Source organism: Pseudomonas sp. MIS38, from assembly GCF_019891575.1.
In the GTDB taxonomy this organism is placed as follows: domain Bacteria; phylum Pseudomonadota; class Gammaproteobacteria; order Pseudomonadales; family Pseudomonadaceae; genus Aquipseudomonas; species Aquipseudomonas putida_A.
Genome location: NZ_JAFLXF010000002.1, coordinates 357,787 through 370,808, shown reverse-complemented (window position 1 = coordinate 370,808; position 13,022 = coordinate 357,787). Strand labels below are relative to the sequence as shown.

At 61.4% G+C, this 13,022-nt stretch carries 12 protein-coding genes and 1 pseudogene; 5 read left to right on the top strand and 8 right to left on the bottom strand.

From position 1 onward, the window contains the following. The first annotated feature begins 97 nt into the window (after positions 1–97). The 5 genes from J1G18_RS05170 to J1G18_RS05150 all read left to right on the top strand — a co-directional run bounded on the left by J1G18_RS05170 (position 98) and on the right by J1G18_RS05150 (position 7,456). On the top strand, positions 98–1,882 hold the full coding sequence (locus tag J1G18_RS05170) for a glucan biosynthesis protein G (RefSeq protein WP_167734086.1): 1,785 nt from the start codon (positions 98–100) through the stop codon (positions 1,880–1,882). Then, positions 1,875–4,445, top strand: a complete 2,571-nt coding sequence (gene mdoH, locus J1G18_RS05165; RefSeq protein WP_223007183.1) for a glucans biosynthesis glucosyltransferase MdoH — start codon at positions 1,875–1,877, stop codon at positions 4,443–4,445. The genes J1G18_RS05170 and mdoH overlap by 8 nt, the downstream gene beginning before the upstream one ends. A gap of 372 nt (positions 4,446–4,817) precedes the next feature. Beyond that, positions 4,818–5,615, top strand: a complete 798-nt coding sequence (locus J1G18_RS05160; protein WP_223007182.1) for a transporter substrate-binding domain-containing protein — start codon at positions 4,818–4,820, stop codon at positions 5,613–5,615. 154 nt (positions 5,616–5,769) lie between these two features. Beyond that, positions 5,770–6,729: an amino acid ABC transporter permease gene (locus J1G18_RS05155; RefSeq protein WP_027611292.1), complete on the top strand. Its 960-nt coding sequence runs from the start codon at positions 5,770–5,772 to the stop codon at positions 6,727–6,729. Then, positions 6,722–7,456: an amino acid ABC transporter ATP-binding protein gene (locus J1G18_RS05150; RefSeq protein WP_103520646.1), complete on the top strand. Its 735-nt coding sequence runs from the start codon at positions 6,722–6,724 to the stop codon at positions 7,454–7,456. The genes J1G18_RS05155 and J1G18_RS05150 overlap by 8 nt, the downstream gene beginning before the upstream one ends. A 147-nt stretch (positions 7,457–7,603) precedes the next feature. On the opposite strand, the gene J1G18_RS28340 is transcribed toward J1G18_RS05150, so the two are convergent. From J1G18_RS28340 to hisI, 8 genes and pseudogenes are all read right to left on the bottom strand, one after another. Then, the gene (locus tag J1G18_RS28340; RefSeq protein ID WP_371262571.1) at positions 7,604–8,317 is read right to left on the bottom strand and encodes a methyl-accepting chemotaxis protein; all 714 of its coding nucleotides are present in this window, start codon (positions 8,315–8,317) and stop codon (positions 7,604–7,606) included. A gap of 141 nt (positions 8,318–8,458) precedes the next feature. Then, positions 8,459–9,403 (bottom strand): annotated as a pseudogene (locus J1G18_RS28335) (methyl-accepting chemotaxis protein); the annotation flags it as partial. 343 nt (positions 9,404–9,746) lie between these two features. Beyond that, positions 9,747–10,454 (bottom strand): 16S rRNA (uracil(1498)-N(3))-methyltransferase, encoded by a 708-nt coding sequence (locus J1G18_RS05140; protein ID WP_027611294.1) that lies wholly within the window; start codon positions 10,452–10,454, stop codon positions 9,747–9,749. Further along, positions 10,451–11,242: a twin-arginine translocase subunit TatC gene (gene tatC, locus J1G18_RS05135; RefSeq protein WP_027611295.1), complete on the bottom strand. Its 792-nt coding sequence runs from the start codon at positions 11,240–11,242 to the stop codon at positions 10,451–10,453. The genes J1G18_RS05140 and tatC overlap by 4 nt, the downstream gene beginning before the upstream one ends. Then, a complete protein-coding gene (gene tatB / locus J1G18_RS05130; RefSeq protein WP_098966798.1) occupies positions 11,239–11,694 on the bottom strand; it encodes a Sec-independent protein translocase protein TatB in 456 nt (151 codons plus the stop codon). Before tatB ends, tatC begins: the two co-directional genes overlap by 4 nt. A gap of 9 nt (positions 11,695–11,703) precedes the next feature. Beyond that, positions 11,704–11,985: a twin-arginine translocase TatA/TatE family subunit gene (locus tag J1G18_RS05125; protein WP_003220847.1), complete on the bottom strand. Its 282-nt coding sequence runs from the start codon at positions 11,983–11,985 to the stop codon at positions 11,704–11,706. Between the two features lie 25 nt (positions 11,986–12,010). Beyond that, positions 12,011–12,343: a phosphoribosyl-ATP diphosphatase gene (locus J1G18_RS05120; RefSeq protein ID WP_003220849.1), complete on the bottom strand. Its 333-nt coding sequence runs from the start codon at positions 12,341–12,343 to the stop codon at positions 12,011–12,013. A 269-nt stretch (positions 12,344–12,612) separates the two neighbouring features. Beyond that, complete coding sequence (gene hisI, locus J1G18_RS05115) at positions 12,613–13,005, bottom strand: phosphoribosyl-AMP cyclohydrolase (RefSeq protein WP_131670923.1); 393 nt, start codon at positions 13,003–13,005, stop codon at positions 12,613–12,615. Between the last annotated feature and the right edge of the window lie 17 nt (positions 13,006–13,022).

The window sequence follows — 13,022 nt, the reverse complement described above, 5'->3', positions numbered from 1 at the left end:
GTCGAAAACCCCACAGGCACTTAATCTGGCCGTTGGTTTTTTGATCTGTTTTCGGCGAGGGTTGCTCGTGATTGTTAGTCCCTGTAATGCAGCAAAAATGTCTGCCAAACGCATGCGAAGTGCCCTGGTAGCCGGCTCGGCGCTCCTGTGCCTGCTCAGCGCCGGCCAGCTTTGGGCGTTCAATCTTGACGATGTATCAGCCAAGGCTAAAGAGCTGGCCGGGCAGAAGTTCGAAGCCCCGCGCAGCAACCTGCCGAACGAATTCCGTGACATGAAGTTCGCGGATTATCAGAAAATCCGCTTCCTCACCGAAAAGGCTGAGTGGGCCGATCAGAAGACACCGTTCAAGCTGTCCTTCTATCACCAGGGCATGCACTTCGATACGCCGGTGAAAATCAACGAAATCACGGCGAACACCGTCGAAGAGATCAAATACGATCCGACCCGCTTCGATTTCGGCGACCTCAAGTTCGATCCGAAAGCCACTGAGCAACTGGGCTACGCCGGTTTCCGTGTGCTGTACCCGATCAACAAGGCCGACAAGCAAGACGAAATCATGACCATGCTCGGCGCGAGCTACTTCCGCGTCGTCGGCAAGGGCCACACCTACGGCCTGTCGGCCCGTGGTCTGGCGATCGACACCGCGCTGCCGTCGGGCGAAGAGTTTCCGCGTTTCCGCGAGTTCTGGATTCAACAGCCGAAGCCGGGTGACAAGCATCTGGTGATCTTCGCCCTGCTGGATTCGCCGCGCGCCACCGGTGCCTATCGCCTGATCCTGCGTCCGGGCAGCGACACCATTGTCGACGTCAAGGCGCAGATGTTCCTGCGTGACAAGGTCGGCAAACTGGGCATCGCACCGTTGACCAGCATGTTCCTGTTCGGCGCCAACCAGCCGTCGAAAGTCCTCAACTACCGTCGTGAACTGCACGACTCCAGCGGTCTGTCGATCCATGCCGGCAACGGCGAGTGGATCTGGCGTCCGCTGAACAACCCGAAACACCTGGCCGTGAGCAACTTCAGCGTCGAGAACCCGCGTGGTTTCGGTCTGCTGCAGCGTGGTCGCGACTTCAGCCACTACGAAGACCTCGACGACCGCTATGACAAGCGCCCAAGCGCCTGGATCGAGCCGAAGGGCGAGTGGGGCAAGGGCACCGTTGATCTGGTAGAGATTCCGACTGCCGACGAAACCAACGACAACATCGTTGCGTTCTGGAGCCCGGAAACCATGCCGGAGCCAGGCAAGCCGCTGGACTTCGCCTACCGCCTGCACTGGACCATGGACGAAGCGGCGATTCACGCCCCCGACAGCGCCTGGGTCAAGCAGACCCTGCGTTCGACCGGTGACGTCAAGCAGTCGAACCTGATCCGTCAACCGGATGGCAGCGTTGCCTACCTGGTCGACTTCGAAGGTCCATCATTGGCGGCTCTGGCCCCGGATGCCGACGTGCGCAGTCAGGTCAGCGTTGGCGATAACGCCGAACTGGTCGAGAACAGCGTGCGTTACAACCCGGAAACCAAGGGCTGGCGCCTGACCCTGCGGATGAAGATCAAGGACGCGAGCAAGTCCACCGAGATGCGCGCTGCCCTGGTACAGCCAGTGGTCACCGCTGATCTGGCCAAGTCTTCGGTACCGGCGTCGAACTCGTCGGTGGCCAAGGCGGATAAGGTCGCGGCCAAGCAACAAGAGAAGGACGAGAAGGAAGCCAAGGCAGCCGAGGCCAAACAGGCCGACGCCAAGCCAGCCGCAGATGCCAAGGACAAGGCCAACAAAGACGCCAAGCAGCCAGCGGCTGCGAACGCGGCCCCAGCCACACCGGAATCGGCACCGACTGAAGAAGTCCTGACCGAGACCTGGAGCTATCAGTTGCCTGCCGATGAGTAACTCTCAAGTACAGCCAGAGACTCTGTCCGAGTATCTGGCGCATCTGCCGATGACCGACGAGCAGCGCGCGGAACTCGCGGGCTGCCAGTCCTTCAGCGAACTGCACCAGCGTCTGTCGTCGCCGACGTTCGACGCGCCTGCCGAAGCCGCCCAGGCTTCGGTGGGCAAGCGCCTGACCCTGAGCACCGCCGAGGAGCTGGAAGAGGCGGAAATGCTGGTGCTCGACGCCAGCGGTCGGGTCAGCATGAAGGCGACTCCGCCGATCCGTCGGACCAAAGTCGTGCCGGAGCCATGGCGCACCAATATTCTGGTGCGTGGCTGGCGCCGCCTGACCGGGCGCACCAACCCGCCGCAGCCGCCGAAGGACGAAAACGTCTTGCCGGCGGCGCGCTGGCGCACGGTCGGTTCGATCCGTCGCTACATTCTGTTGCTGCTGATGCTCGGCCAGACCATCGTTGCCGGCTGGTACATGAAAGGCATCATGCCGTACCAGGGCTGGTCGTTCGTCGATCTGGACGAAGTGTTGCACCAGCCGCTGCTGCAAACCGCCACGCAGGTGCTGCCGTATGCGCTGCAAACCAGCATCCTGATCCTCTTCGGGATTCTGTTCTGCTGGGTCTCGGCCGGTTTCTGGACGGCGCTGATGGGCTTCCTCGAGTTGCTCACCGGTCACGATAAATACCGTATCTCCGGCAAAAGCGCGGGCAACGAGCCGATTCCGAAAGACGCCCGTACCGCGCTGGTGATGCCGATCTGCAACGAGGACGTGCCCCGGGTATTCGCCGGTCTGCGCGCCACCTTCGAATCGGTCGCCGCTACCGGTGATCTGGATCGCTTCGACTTCTTCGTCCTCAGCGACAGTAACGACACCGATATCTGCGTCGCCGAGCAACAGGCCTGGCTGGACGTCTGCCGTGAAGCCAAGGGCTTCGGCAAGATCTTCTATCGCCGCCGTCGCCGCCGTGTGAAACGCAAGAGCGGCAACCTCGACGACTTCTGCCGTCGCTGGGGCGGTGACTACAAGTACATGGTCGTGCTCGACGCCGACTCGGTGATGAGCGGCGAGTGCCTGACCAGTCTGGTACGCCTGATGGAAGCCACGCCGGACGCCGGGATCATCCAGACCGCGCCGCGTGCGTCGGGCATGGACACCCTGTATGCACGCATGCAGCAGTTCGCCACCCGCGTTTACGGCCCCCTGTTCACCGCCGGTCTGCACTTCTGGCAGTTGGGTGAATCCCACTACTGGGGTCACAACGCGATCATCCGCATGAAGCCGTTCATCGACCACTGCGCCCTGGCGCCGTTGCCGGGCAAAGGTGCGTTCTCCGGGGCGATCCTGTCTCACGACTTCGTTGAAGCCGCGCTGATGCGCCGTGCCGGTTGGGGCGTGTGGATTGCCTACGACCTGCCGGGCAGTTACGAAGAGTTGCCGCCGAACCTGCTCGACGAGCTCAAGCGTGACCGTCGCTGGTGCCACGGCAACCTGATGAACTTCCGCCTGTTCCTGGTCAAAGGCATGCACCCGGTGCACCGCGCGGTGTTCCTCACCGGCGTGATGTCTTACCTGTCGGCGCCGTTGTGGTTCTTCTTCCTGGTGCTGTCGACCGCGCTGCTGGCGGTGAACACGCTGATGGAGCCGCAGTACTTCCTGGAACCGCGTCAGCTCTATCCGCTGTGGCCACAATGGCACCCGGACAAGGCGATCGCGCTGTTCTCGACCACCATCGTGCTGCTGTTCCTGCCGAAACTGCTGAGCATTATCCTGATCTGGGCCAAGGGCGCGAAAGAGTTCGGCGGCAAGTTCAAGGTGACCCTGTCGATGCTGCTGGAGATGCTTTTCTCCATGCTGCTGGCGCCGGTGCGGATGATTTTCCACACCCGTTTCGTCCTCGCCGCGTTCCTCGGCTGGGCCGCGACCTGGAACTCGCCGCAGCGTGACGACGACTCCACGCCATGGAGCGAGGCGGTCAAGCGCCACGGTCCGCAGACCCTGCTGGGCTTCTGCTGGGCGCTGCTGGTGATCTGGCTGAACCCGAGCTTCCTGTGGTGGCTGGTGCCGATCGTCGGTTCGCTGATGCTGTCGATCCCGGTGTCGGTGATTTCCAGCCGTGTCGGTCTGGGCCTCAAGTCCCGTGACGAGAGCCTGTTCCTCATCCCAGAGGAATACAATCCGCCACAGGCGCTGCTGGCGACCGATCAGTACACCCACGAGAACCGCTGGCACGCGCTGAACGACGGCTTCATCCGCGCCGTGGTCGATCCGCAGCAGAACGCCCTGGCGTGCTCGCTGGCGACGGCCCGTCACGGTCAGGCCGAGCCGATCGAATGGCTGCGTCAGGAACGTGTACGTCACGCCCTGAAGGCTGGCCCGGCGGCACTGAGCAACCATGATCGCCTGCAACTGCTGAGCGATCCGGTGGCCCTGGCGCGTCTGCACGAGCTGGTCTGGTCCGAAGATCACAAGGAATGGCTGGATGCCTGGCGTGCTTCGGTGAAAGCCGATCCGCATGCGCCGCTGTTGCCACTCAAGCCTGTGAGCTTGCAGGCGCAACCGGCCTGATGAAGAAACCCCGCTAACTAGCGGGGTTTTTTTATGGCGCTGAAAAGCCCCCTCATCGGAACGCCGCCCGCCTAACCCTCTCCCGGAGGGAGAGGGGACTGACCGGATTGGATATTCGAGTTGCATCGACCTGAGAAATCGAGTCGAACTTAGCTTTCGAATATTTCCCCTATCGGCTCCCTTTCCCCCTCTCCTCTCTGGGGAGAGGGCTGGGGTGAGGGGTGTCCCTTGATTGTTAAACAAATCGTCCATAAAACCTTGTGCAAAAAATCGAGTGCGTTAGCATCCGTCCCCGAATTGGCGCGCCCGGACGATCTTGTCCATTTCAGTCGGTTTTCGCGCCGCAATTGCAATGGTTTTGGGGACTTGAAGATGAAGAAGTATCTGTCGATGCTGCTGGTCGGCGTCACGGCACTGGTTGCAGTCAATGCGGCGCACGCCGGTGCAATCGATGACGCGGTCAAGCGCGGCACGTTGAAAGTCGGTATGGATCCGACCTACATGCCGTTCGAAATGACCAACAAGCGCGGCGAGATCATCGGCTTCGAAGTCGACATCCTCAAAGCCATGTCCAAGGCCATGGGGGTCAAGCTGGAGCTGGTGTCCACCGGTTACGACGGGATCATCCCGGCCCTGATGACCGACAAGTTCGACATGATCGGCAGCGGCATGACCCTGACTCAGGAGCGCAACCTGCGCCTGAACTTCAGCGAACCGTTCATCGTGGTCGGCCAGACCCTGCTGATCCGCAAGGAGCTGGAAGGCACCATCAAGTCCTATAAAGACCTGAACACCGCCGACTATCGCATCACCTCCAAGCTCGGCACCACCGGTGAGATGGTCGCCAAGAAGCTGATCGCCAAGGCCAAGTACCACGGCTACGACAACGAGCAGGAAGCCGTGCTCGACGTGGTCAATGGCAAGGCCGACGCCTTCATCTACGACGCGCCGTACAACGTGGTCGCGGTGAACAAGGTCGGCGCCGGCAAACTGGTGTTCCTCGACAAGCCGTTCACCTACGAGCCGCTGGCCTTCGGTCTGAAGAAGGGTGATTACGACAGCATCAACTTCATCAACAACTGCCTGCACCAGATCCACGAAGACGGTACCTACGATCGCATCCATGACAAGTGGTTCAAGAGCACCGAGTGGCTCAAGGACATGGAATAACACCGGTCAGCCAGACCGCGTCGTCTCCTTCGCGAGCAAGCTCGCTCCCACAGTGTTTTAGGTGAACACAAATTTTGTGTCCGGCACTGAGCTTGTGGGAGCGAGCTTGCTCGCGAAGAGGGCCTGCCAGGCAACACAAAATCCGGAACCTGCAATGAAACAGAAAAAAGCCCAATGGCCCTGGCACGTCCTGACCGTGCTGGTGCTGGTCGGCCTGGCGGGCGCGTTGTATTACGCCACGTCGCTGATGTCCTACGAATGGCGCTGGAACCGCGTGCCGCAGTACTTCGCCTATCAGGCCGAAGAATCCCAGCGTGCCACCGATATCTCCACCGTCACCGAGCTGGTGCGCAAGGGCGGTAGCGCGCAGGTCACCCTGCGCAACGACGCCGGTGACGAGCAGCACCTGACCGTCGACGAAAACAGCCTGCAATTCGCTCAGGGCGACGATGTGGCGGAAGGCGACGTCGTGGGCGTGACCCGGCATTGGGCGGCAGGGCCGCTGCTGTGGGGCCTTTGGACCACGCTGTGGCTGTCGGTGGTGTCCGGCGTACTCGGTCTGCTGATCGGTCTGGTCACCGGACTGTGCCGCCTGTCGAGCAACCCGACCCTGCGCGACCTGTCGAGCATCTACGTCGAGCTGGTGCGCGGTACGCCGCTGCTGGTGCAGATCTTCATTTTCTACTTCTTCATCGGCACGGTGATGAACCTGTCCCGCGAGTTTGCCGGGATCGCCGCGCTGTCGCTGTTTACCGGCGCCTACGTCGCGGAGATCATCCGTTCCGGGGTGCAGTCGATTGCCCGTGGCCAGAACGAAGCGGCGCGTTCGCTCGGTCTGAGCGCCGGCCAGTCGATGCGCCATGTGGTACTGCCGCAAGCATTCAAACGCGTACTGCCGCCGCTGGCCGGGCAGTTCATCAGCCTGGTCAAGGACACCTCGCTGGTGTCGGTGATTGCGATTACCGAGCTGCTGAAAAGCGGGCGTGAAGTCATCACCACCTCGTTCTCGCCGTTCGAAATCCTGTTCTGCGTCGCCGGCCTGTACCTGTTGATCAACCTGCCGCTGTCGAAAATCGCCAGCCGTCTTGAGCGGAGGCTCGCGCAAAGTGATTGAAGTCCGCGATCTGGTAAAAGTCTTCGACACCCGTGGCCAGGTAGTCCGGGCTGTGGATAACGTCAGCACCACGGTGGCCAAGGGCGAAGTGCTGGTGGTGATCGGCCCGTCGGGTTCGGGCAAATCGACCTTCCTGCGCTGCCTCAATGGCCTGGAAGAATTCGACTCGGGTTCTGTGAGCATCGACGGCCTGCAACTGGCCGACCCGAAAACCGACGTCAACGCTTACCGCCGTGAAGTCGGCATGGTCTTTCAGCATTTCAACCTGTTCCCGCACATGACCGTGCTGGAAAACCTCTGTCTGGCGCAGAAAGTCGTGCGCAAGCGTGGGCAGAAGGAAAGTGAGGCCAAGGCCTTGGCGTTGCTGGAAAAGGTCGGTATTGCGCAGAAGGCTCGGGAATATCCATCACGCCTGTCCGGCGGCCAGCAACAGCGTGTGGCGATTGCCCGGGCGCTGGCGATGGACCCGAAAGTGATGCTGTTCGACGAACCGACTTCGGCCCTCGACCCCGAAATGGTCGGCGAAGTGCTGGATGTGATGAAGAACCTGGCCGTGGAAGGCATGACCATGGTCTGCGTCACCCACGAAATGGGTTTCGCCCGGGAAGTGGCGGATCGGGTGCTGTTCTTCGATCACGGCAAACTGCTGGAAGATGCTTCCCCAGCGGAGTTTTTTGATGCACCGAAGGATCCGCGGGCGCAGGCTTTCCTGCGGCAGGTCCTGTAATTTTCAGCGCCTGATCTGGCGCCTTCGCGAGCAAGCCCGCTCCCACAGTTGACCGAGTTGTCCAGGCGGACGCGGTCTAATGTGGGAGCGGGCTTGCTCGCGAATGCATCACCTCGGTTCAGAGCGAACCGAGGTTTTCGGATCACCTCAAACCTTGAATCGCCCCACCAGCATCTGCAGATGCGTCCCCAACCGCGCCAGCTCAACACTCGACGCCGCCGTTTCTTCACTCGCCGCCGACGTCTGATCCGACACATCCCGCACATTCAGCACGCTACGGTTGATCTCCTCGGCCACGGCACTCTGCTGCTCGGCCGCCGCTGCAATCTGCTGGTTCATCGCCTGAATCGCCGAGACGGTGCGGGTGATGCTTTCCAGTGAGCCACCGGCGCGGCGGGTCAGTTCGACGCTGCTGTCGGTCAGGCTGCGGCTGTTGTCCATGATCGTCGCCACTTGCTGGGTGCCGTTCTGCAGGCCGACGATCAGCTCTTCGATCTCTTCGGTGGACTTCTGCGTGCGCTGGGCGAGGCTGCGCACTTCATCGGCAACCACCGCAAAACCACGCCCGGCCTCACCGGCACGCGCTGCTTCGATCGCGGCGTTGAGCGCCAGCAGGTTGGTTTGCTGGGCCACGGACTTGATCACGTCGAGCACGCTGCCGATCTTGTCGCTCTCGCGCTTGAGTTCGCCCATGGCTTCGGTGGAGTGACCGACTTCGACGGCCAGACGCTCGATCTGCGCGATGGCTTCACCGACCACCTTGTCGCCTTCACGGGCTTGCTGGTCGGCGGCCACGGCGGCTTCGGAAGCCTCTTCGGCATTGCGCGCGACTTCCTGCACGGTGGCGGCCATTTCGTTCATGGCGGTGGCGACCTGGTCGGTCTCGACTTTCTGATTGTTGACCCCGGCGCTGGTCTGCTCGGTGACCGCCGACAGTTCCTCGGCGGCGCTGGCAATCTGCGTGACGCCGTCGCTGATGCCACCGATCAACTCGCGCAGGCCTTGGGTCATGCTCTGCATCGAACGTTGCAACTGGCCGAGTTCGTCGCGACGCTGCGACACCAGATTGTGGGTCAGATCGCCGGCGGCCACGCGCTCGGCGACTTTCAGGGTCTGGTTCAGCGGAATGATGATCTGCCGAGTGATCGCCCATGCGGCGAGCAAACCGAAGGCCACGGCCAGCAAGGTGGCGATGATCAGCATGTTCTTGGCGTGCGCGGCATCGGTGTCGCGCACCACGGTTTGTGATTCGGTGAGCTTCTTGCTGACGTCGAGCAAGATGTCGCCCTGAGCCGTCATGGTTGCCCCGGCCTTGGCATTGTTCACCTGCGAGTCGCGGAACTGAGCGACCGCCGCGCGATAAGCCTTGATCGAGTCGGTGGCCTGTTGCAGGTTGGCGAAGTGCTGTTCGGGCAGTTTTGCCGGCAGGCTGTCGAGGTTTTTCAGTGCATTGTCGATGGCGTCCAGCGCTGGCTGCTCCGCCTCGGCCTTGCCGCTGTAGGTGTAGCCGCGCACCTGATAGCGCGCTTGCTGCAACAGTTTGCTCAGTTCGATCACGCTGTTGAATTGCGCGACGCTGTCACCCTGCAGCATGGATTTCTCGACTTCCGAGACTTTGGCCACGGCATTGTCGGCACTGGCGCCAAGCTTGCTGCGCGCATCCTCACGCTGCACGGTGGCCTGTGTCATGTCGGCGAAGGCGCGTTTGTACTCGGCGACAGCGGCCAGTTGCTGATCGACCATGGCCGCATCTGAGGGCTGCTCGATCAGGCCGCGCGCGGTTTGCAAGCCGCTGGCGAGTTTGGCCAGCAACTCGTTGACCGCGCCCGGGCCTTGTTCGCCGCGACGCGCTTCATAGTCCAGACGCGCCAGGCGCAGGTCCTTGGTCAGTTCATTGAGGCTGGAGATGAAGCCGAGCTTGTCGCCACGGCTGATGATGCCGCTCATGCCGGTCCAGCCGGTAAAGGTGATCAACAGGGTGAGCAACAGCACCAGGCCGAAACCGATACCCAGCTTGCGTTTGACGCTGACGTTTCCAAGATTCTCGGCTAACCAACGGTACATGCGACGACTCCCCTCGGACCACTAATTGGACTTATGGGGACTGTATCGGCTGGGTGAAGGCAATCTGTAACCCGATTTGTCTGAAGCGCAGTGACATCGTGGCGAGGGAGCTTGCTCCCGCCCGGCGGCGCAGCCGTCGCAAAACCGGCAAACACATTTTCATCTGAAGGAACAGCAATGGCCGCTTCGCGCCCAAGCGGGAGCAAGCTCCCTCACCACAGTACTTTTAGAACAGGCGGGCGAGCAGGGCGGTGACGGCGGTTTCGACGCGCAGGATACGTTCGCCCAGTTGCACCGGTTGCAGGCCGGATTTGCCCAGCAGGTCGATTTCGTAGGGAATCCAGCCACCTTCGGGGCCGATCGCCAGCGTTACCGGTTCGCTCAACGCACGTGGGCACGGCGGGTAATTGCCGGGATGGCCGACCAGGCCGAGGGTGCCTTCGCTGATCGCTGGCAGACGATCTTCGACGAACGGTTTGAAGCGCTTCTCGATGATGACTTCCGGCAGCACGGTATCGCGGGCCTGTTCGAGGCCGAGAATCAGGTTCTCGCGTATCGCTTCCGGCTCGAGAAACGGCGTCTGCCAGAAACTCTTCTCGACCCGGTAGCTGTTGACCAGAATCACCTTCGACACGCCCATGGTCGCCACGGTCTGGAACACCCGTCGCAGCATTTTCGGGCGGGGCAGGGCCAATACCAGCGTCAATGGCAGCTTGGCCGGTGGTGATTGATCAAGGGTGACACGCAACTCGGCTTCACCGGCCTCAAGGCGAAGCAGCTCAGCCGAGCCCATCAAGCCATTGATCCGTCCCACGCGCAGGCTGTCACCGACTTCCGAGCGGTGAACTTCCTGCATGTGGGTCAGGCGCCGATCACGCAGCACGACGCGGTCGGCCGCGATGAAGTCGGCCTCTTCGAGCAACAGCAGGTTCATGCCTGGGTCGCTGGCGGCTGGTCGTTGTGATCGTCGGCCGGTGTTTCGTCCGGGCGTTCGCGCTTGCTGATCAGGCCGCCGAACAGAATGCCGATTTCAAACAGCATCCACATCGGTACCGCCAGCAGGGTCTGCGAGAAGATGTCCGGCGGGGTGAGGATCATGCCGACCACGAAGCAGCCGATAATCACGTACGGGCGGATCTTCTTCAGGTATTTGACGTCGACCACGCCGATCCACACCAGCAGCACCACGGCCACCGGGATTTCGAACGCGACACCAAAGGCAAAGAACAGCGTCATCACGAAGTCGAGGTAACTGGTGATGTCGGTCATCATTTCCACGCCGGCCGGGGTGGCGGCGGCGAAGAACTTGAAGATCAGCGGGAACACGAAGTAATAGGCGAACGCCATACCGGTGTAGAACAGCAGGATGCTGGACACCAGCAGCGGCACGGCGATGCGCTTCTCATGCTTGTACAGGCCCGGCGCGATGAAGCCCCAGATCTGATGCAGAATCACCGGAATCGCGAGGAACAGCGAGACCATCATCGTCAGCTTCAGCGGCGTCAGGAACGGCGACGACACATCCGTGGCGATCATCGTCGCGCCGACCGGCAGGTACTGGCGCAGCGGCGTCGAGACGAAGGTGTAGATCTGCTGGGTGAAGGCGAACAACCCGGCGAAGATGATGAACACCGCCGCCACACAACGCAGCAGGCGGGTGCGCAACTCGGTGAGGTGCGATACCAGCGGCATGTGCTGGTCGTTTTCAGGGAGATCGCTCATGGGGCTCGCGGCGGCAGTGTTGGGTCGTGAGGCGCGGGTGTAATCGGCGCGGCGTTTGGCGCAACGTGTTCAACAGATGGTTCCACGGCGGCTGGCGCCGTTTCTGTCGGAGCTACAACGGCAGCAGGTGCTGGTGGCGCCGTCGCGGCAGCAGGGCTGTGAATCGTCTGCTCACCCACATGCTCAACCGGCGTCGGCTCCTGCTGAACCGGCGTGAAAATCTTCCGCGCCTCCTGCTCCAGCGACAGAATGTGCTCGTTGTGCAGTTGCCGACGGATCTCGTCGGCACCGATTTCACGTTCAACTTCCTGTTTGATCGCGTTGAAGCTGCGCTTCAGCCTGCCAACCCACAGGCCGGCGGTGCGCGCAGCGCCCGGCAGACGCTCGGGGCCCAGCACCAGCAGGGCGACGAGGCCGACGAGCAGCAGTTCAGAGAAGCTGATACCAAACATTTGTCAGTCTCACACGTCTTTGCGGATCGGCTCTTCGACTTTCTGCGCCTGCACGTCGATGGTGTGCGGCGGGTTGGCCTGAGCAGTGGCTTGCGGCTGCACCGGTGGTACCGGCTGCGCAGGCGTTACGGTCGGATCGGCGGCCGGTTTTTCGTCATCGTTCATGGCTTTGCGGAAGCCCTTGATCGACTCGCCGACGTCGGTGCCGAGGTTTTTCAGTTTCTTGGTGCCGAACACCAGCACCACGACTACCAGAATGACGATCCAGTGTTTCCAGTCAAAAATGCCCATGTTGCTGTTCCTCTCTAAAAATTGTTCAGGCGGACGGACGCGAGGCTTTCTCGACGTGTCCGGACAGACCGAAGCGACGATCCAGTTCATCCAGCACGGCCTGCGGATGCTGCCCCAGTTGGGCGAGCATGACCATGCTGTGGAACCACAGGTCGGCAGTCTCGTAGATCACATCGCTGCAGTCACCGCTGATGGCGGCGTCCTTGGCGGCAATAATGGTTTCGACCGACTCTTCGCCGACTTTCTCCAGAATCTTGTTCAGGCCCTTGTGATACAGACTAGCTACATATGAGCTGTCGGCCGCTGCGCCTTTGCGCTCTTCGAGTACCTGAGCGAGGCGGGTCAGGGTGTCACTCATGGGAGGATGTGTCATCAGTCATTTCCTGAGCTGCGCCGGAGCCTGATTTTGTGCAGGGCAAGGCGGGAGGAGTGTAGTTTGGCATTTCAAATAAACGACGAGTAACGCAGCCCTGCACAAAATCAGGCCCGGCCCTTCGGGTTGCCGGCTGAAAGCGCGCCATGCTGCGTTGCAGGCCTTGGCAAGGAAAAGACATTCCCTGCGGCCTGCGCCTTGCCTGGCGCGCTTTCAGCCGGCAACGCAGCTCAGTAAATGACTGATGACACATCCTATTGTCCTGCGGAATAGATAGCGTGCGGGTCTTTCAGAACCGGGTCGACTGTCTTCCAGTCGCCGTTTTCGTAGACGCGGTAAAAGCAGCTTTGACGGCCGGTATGGCAAGCGATGTCGCCGATCTGTTCGACCATCAGGATGATCACGTCGGCATCACAGTCCAGGCGCATTTCATGCAGGGTCTGTACGTGGCCGGACTCTTCGCCCTTGCGCCACAGCTTGCCACGGGAACGTGACCAGTAGATTGCACGGTTTTCCGCAGCGGTCAGTTCCAGCGCTTCGCGGTTCATCCAGGCCATCATCAGCACGCGCCCGGTCTTGTGATCCTGGGCAATCGCCGGCACCAGGCCATCTGCGTCCCACTTGATCTCGTCCAGCCAGTTTTTCATCTTCGACTCCGACAGCG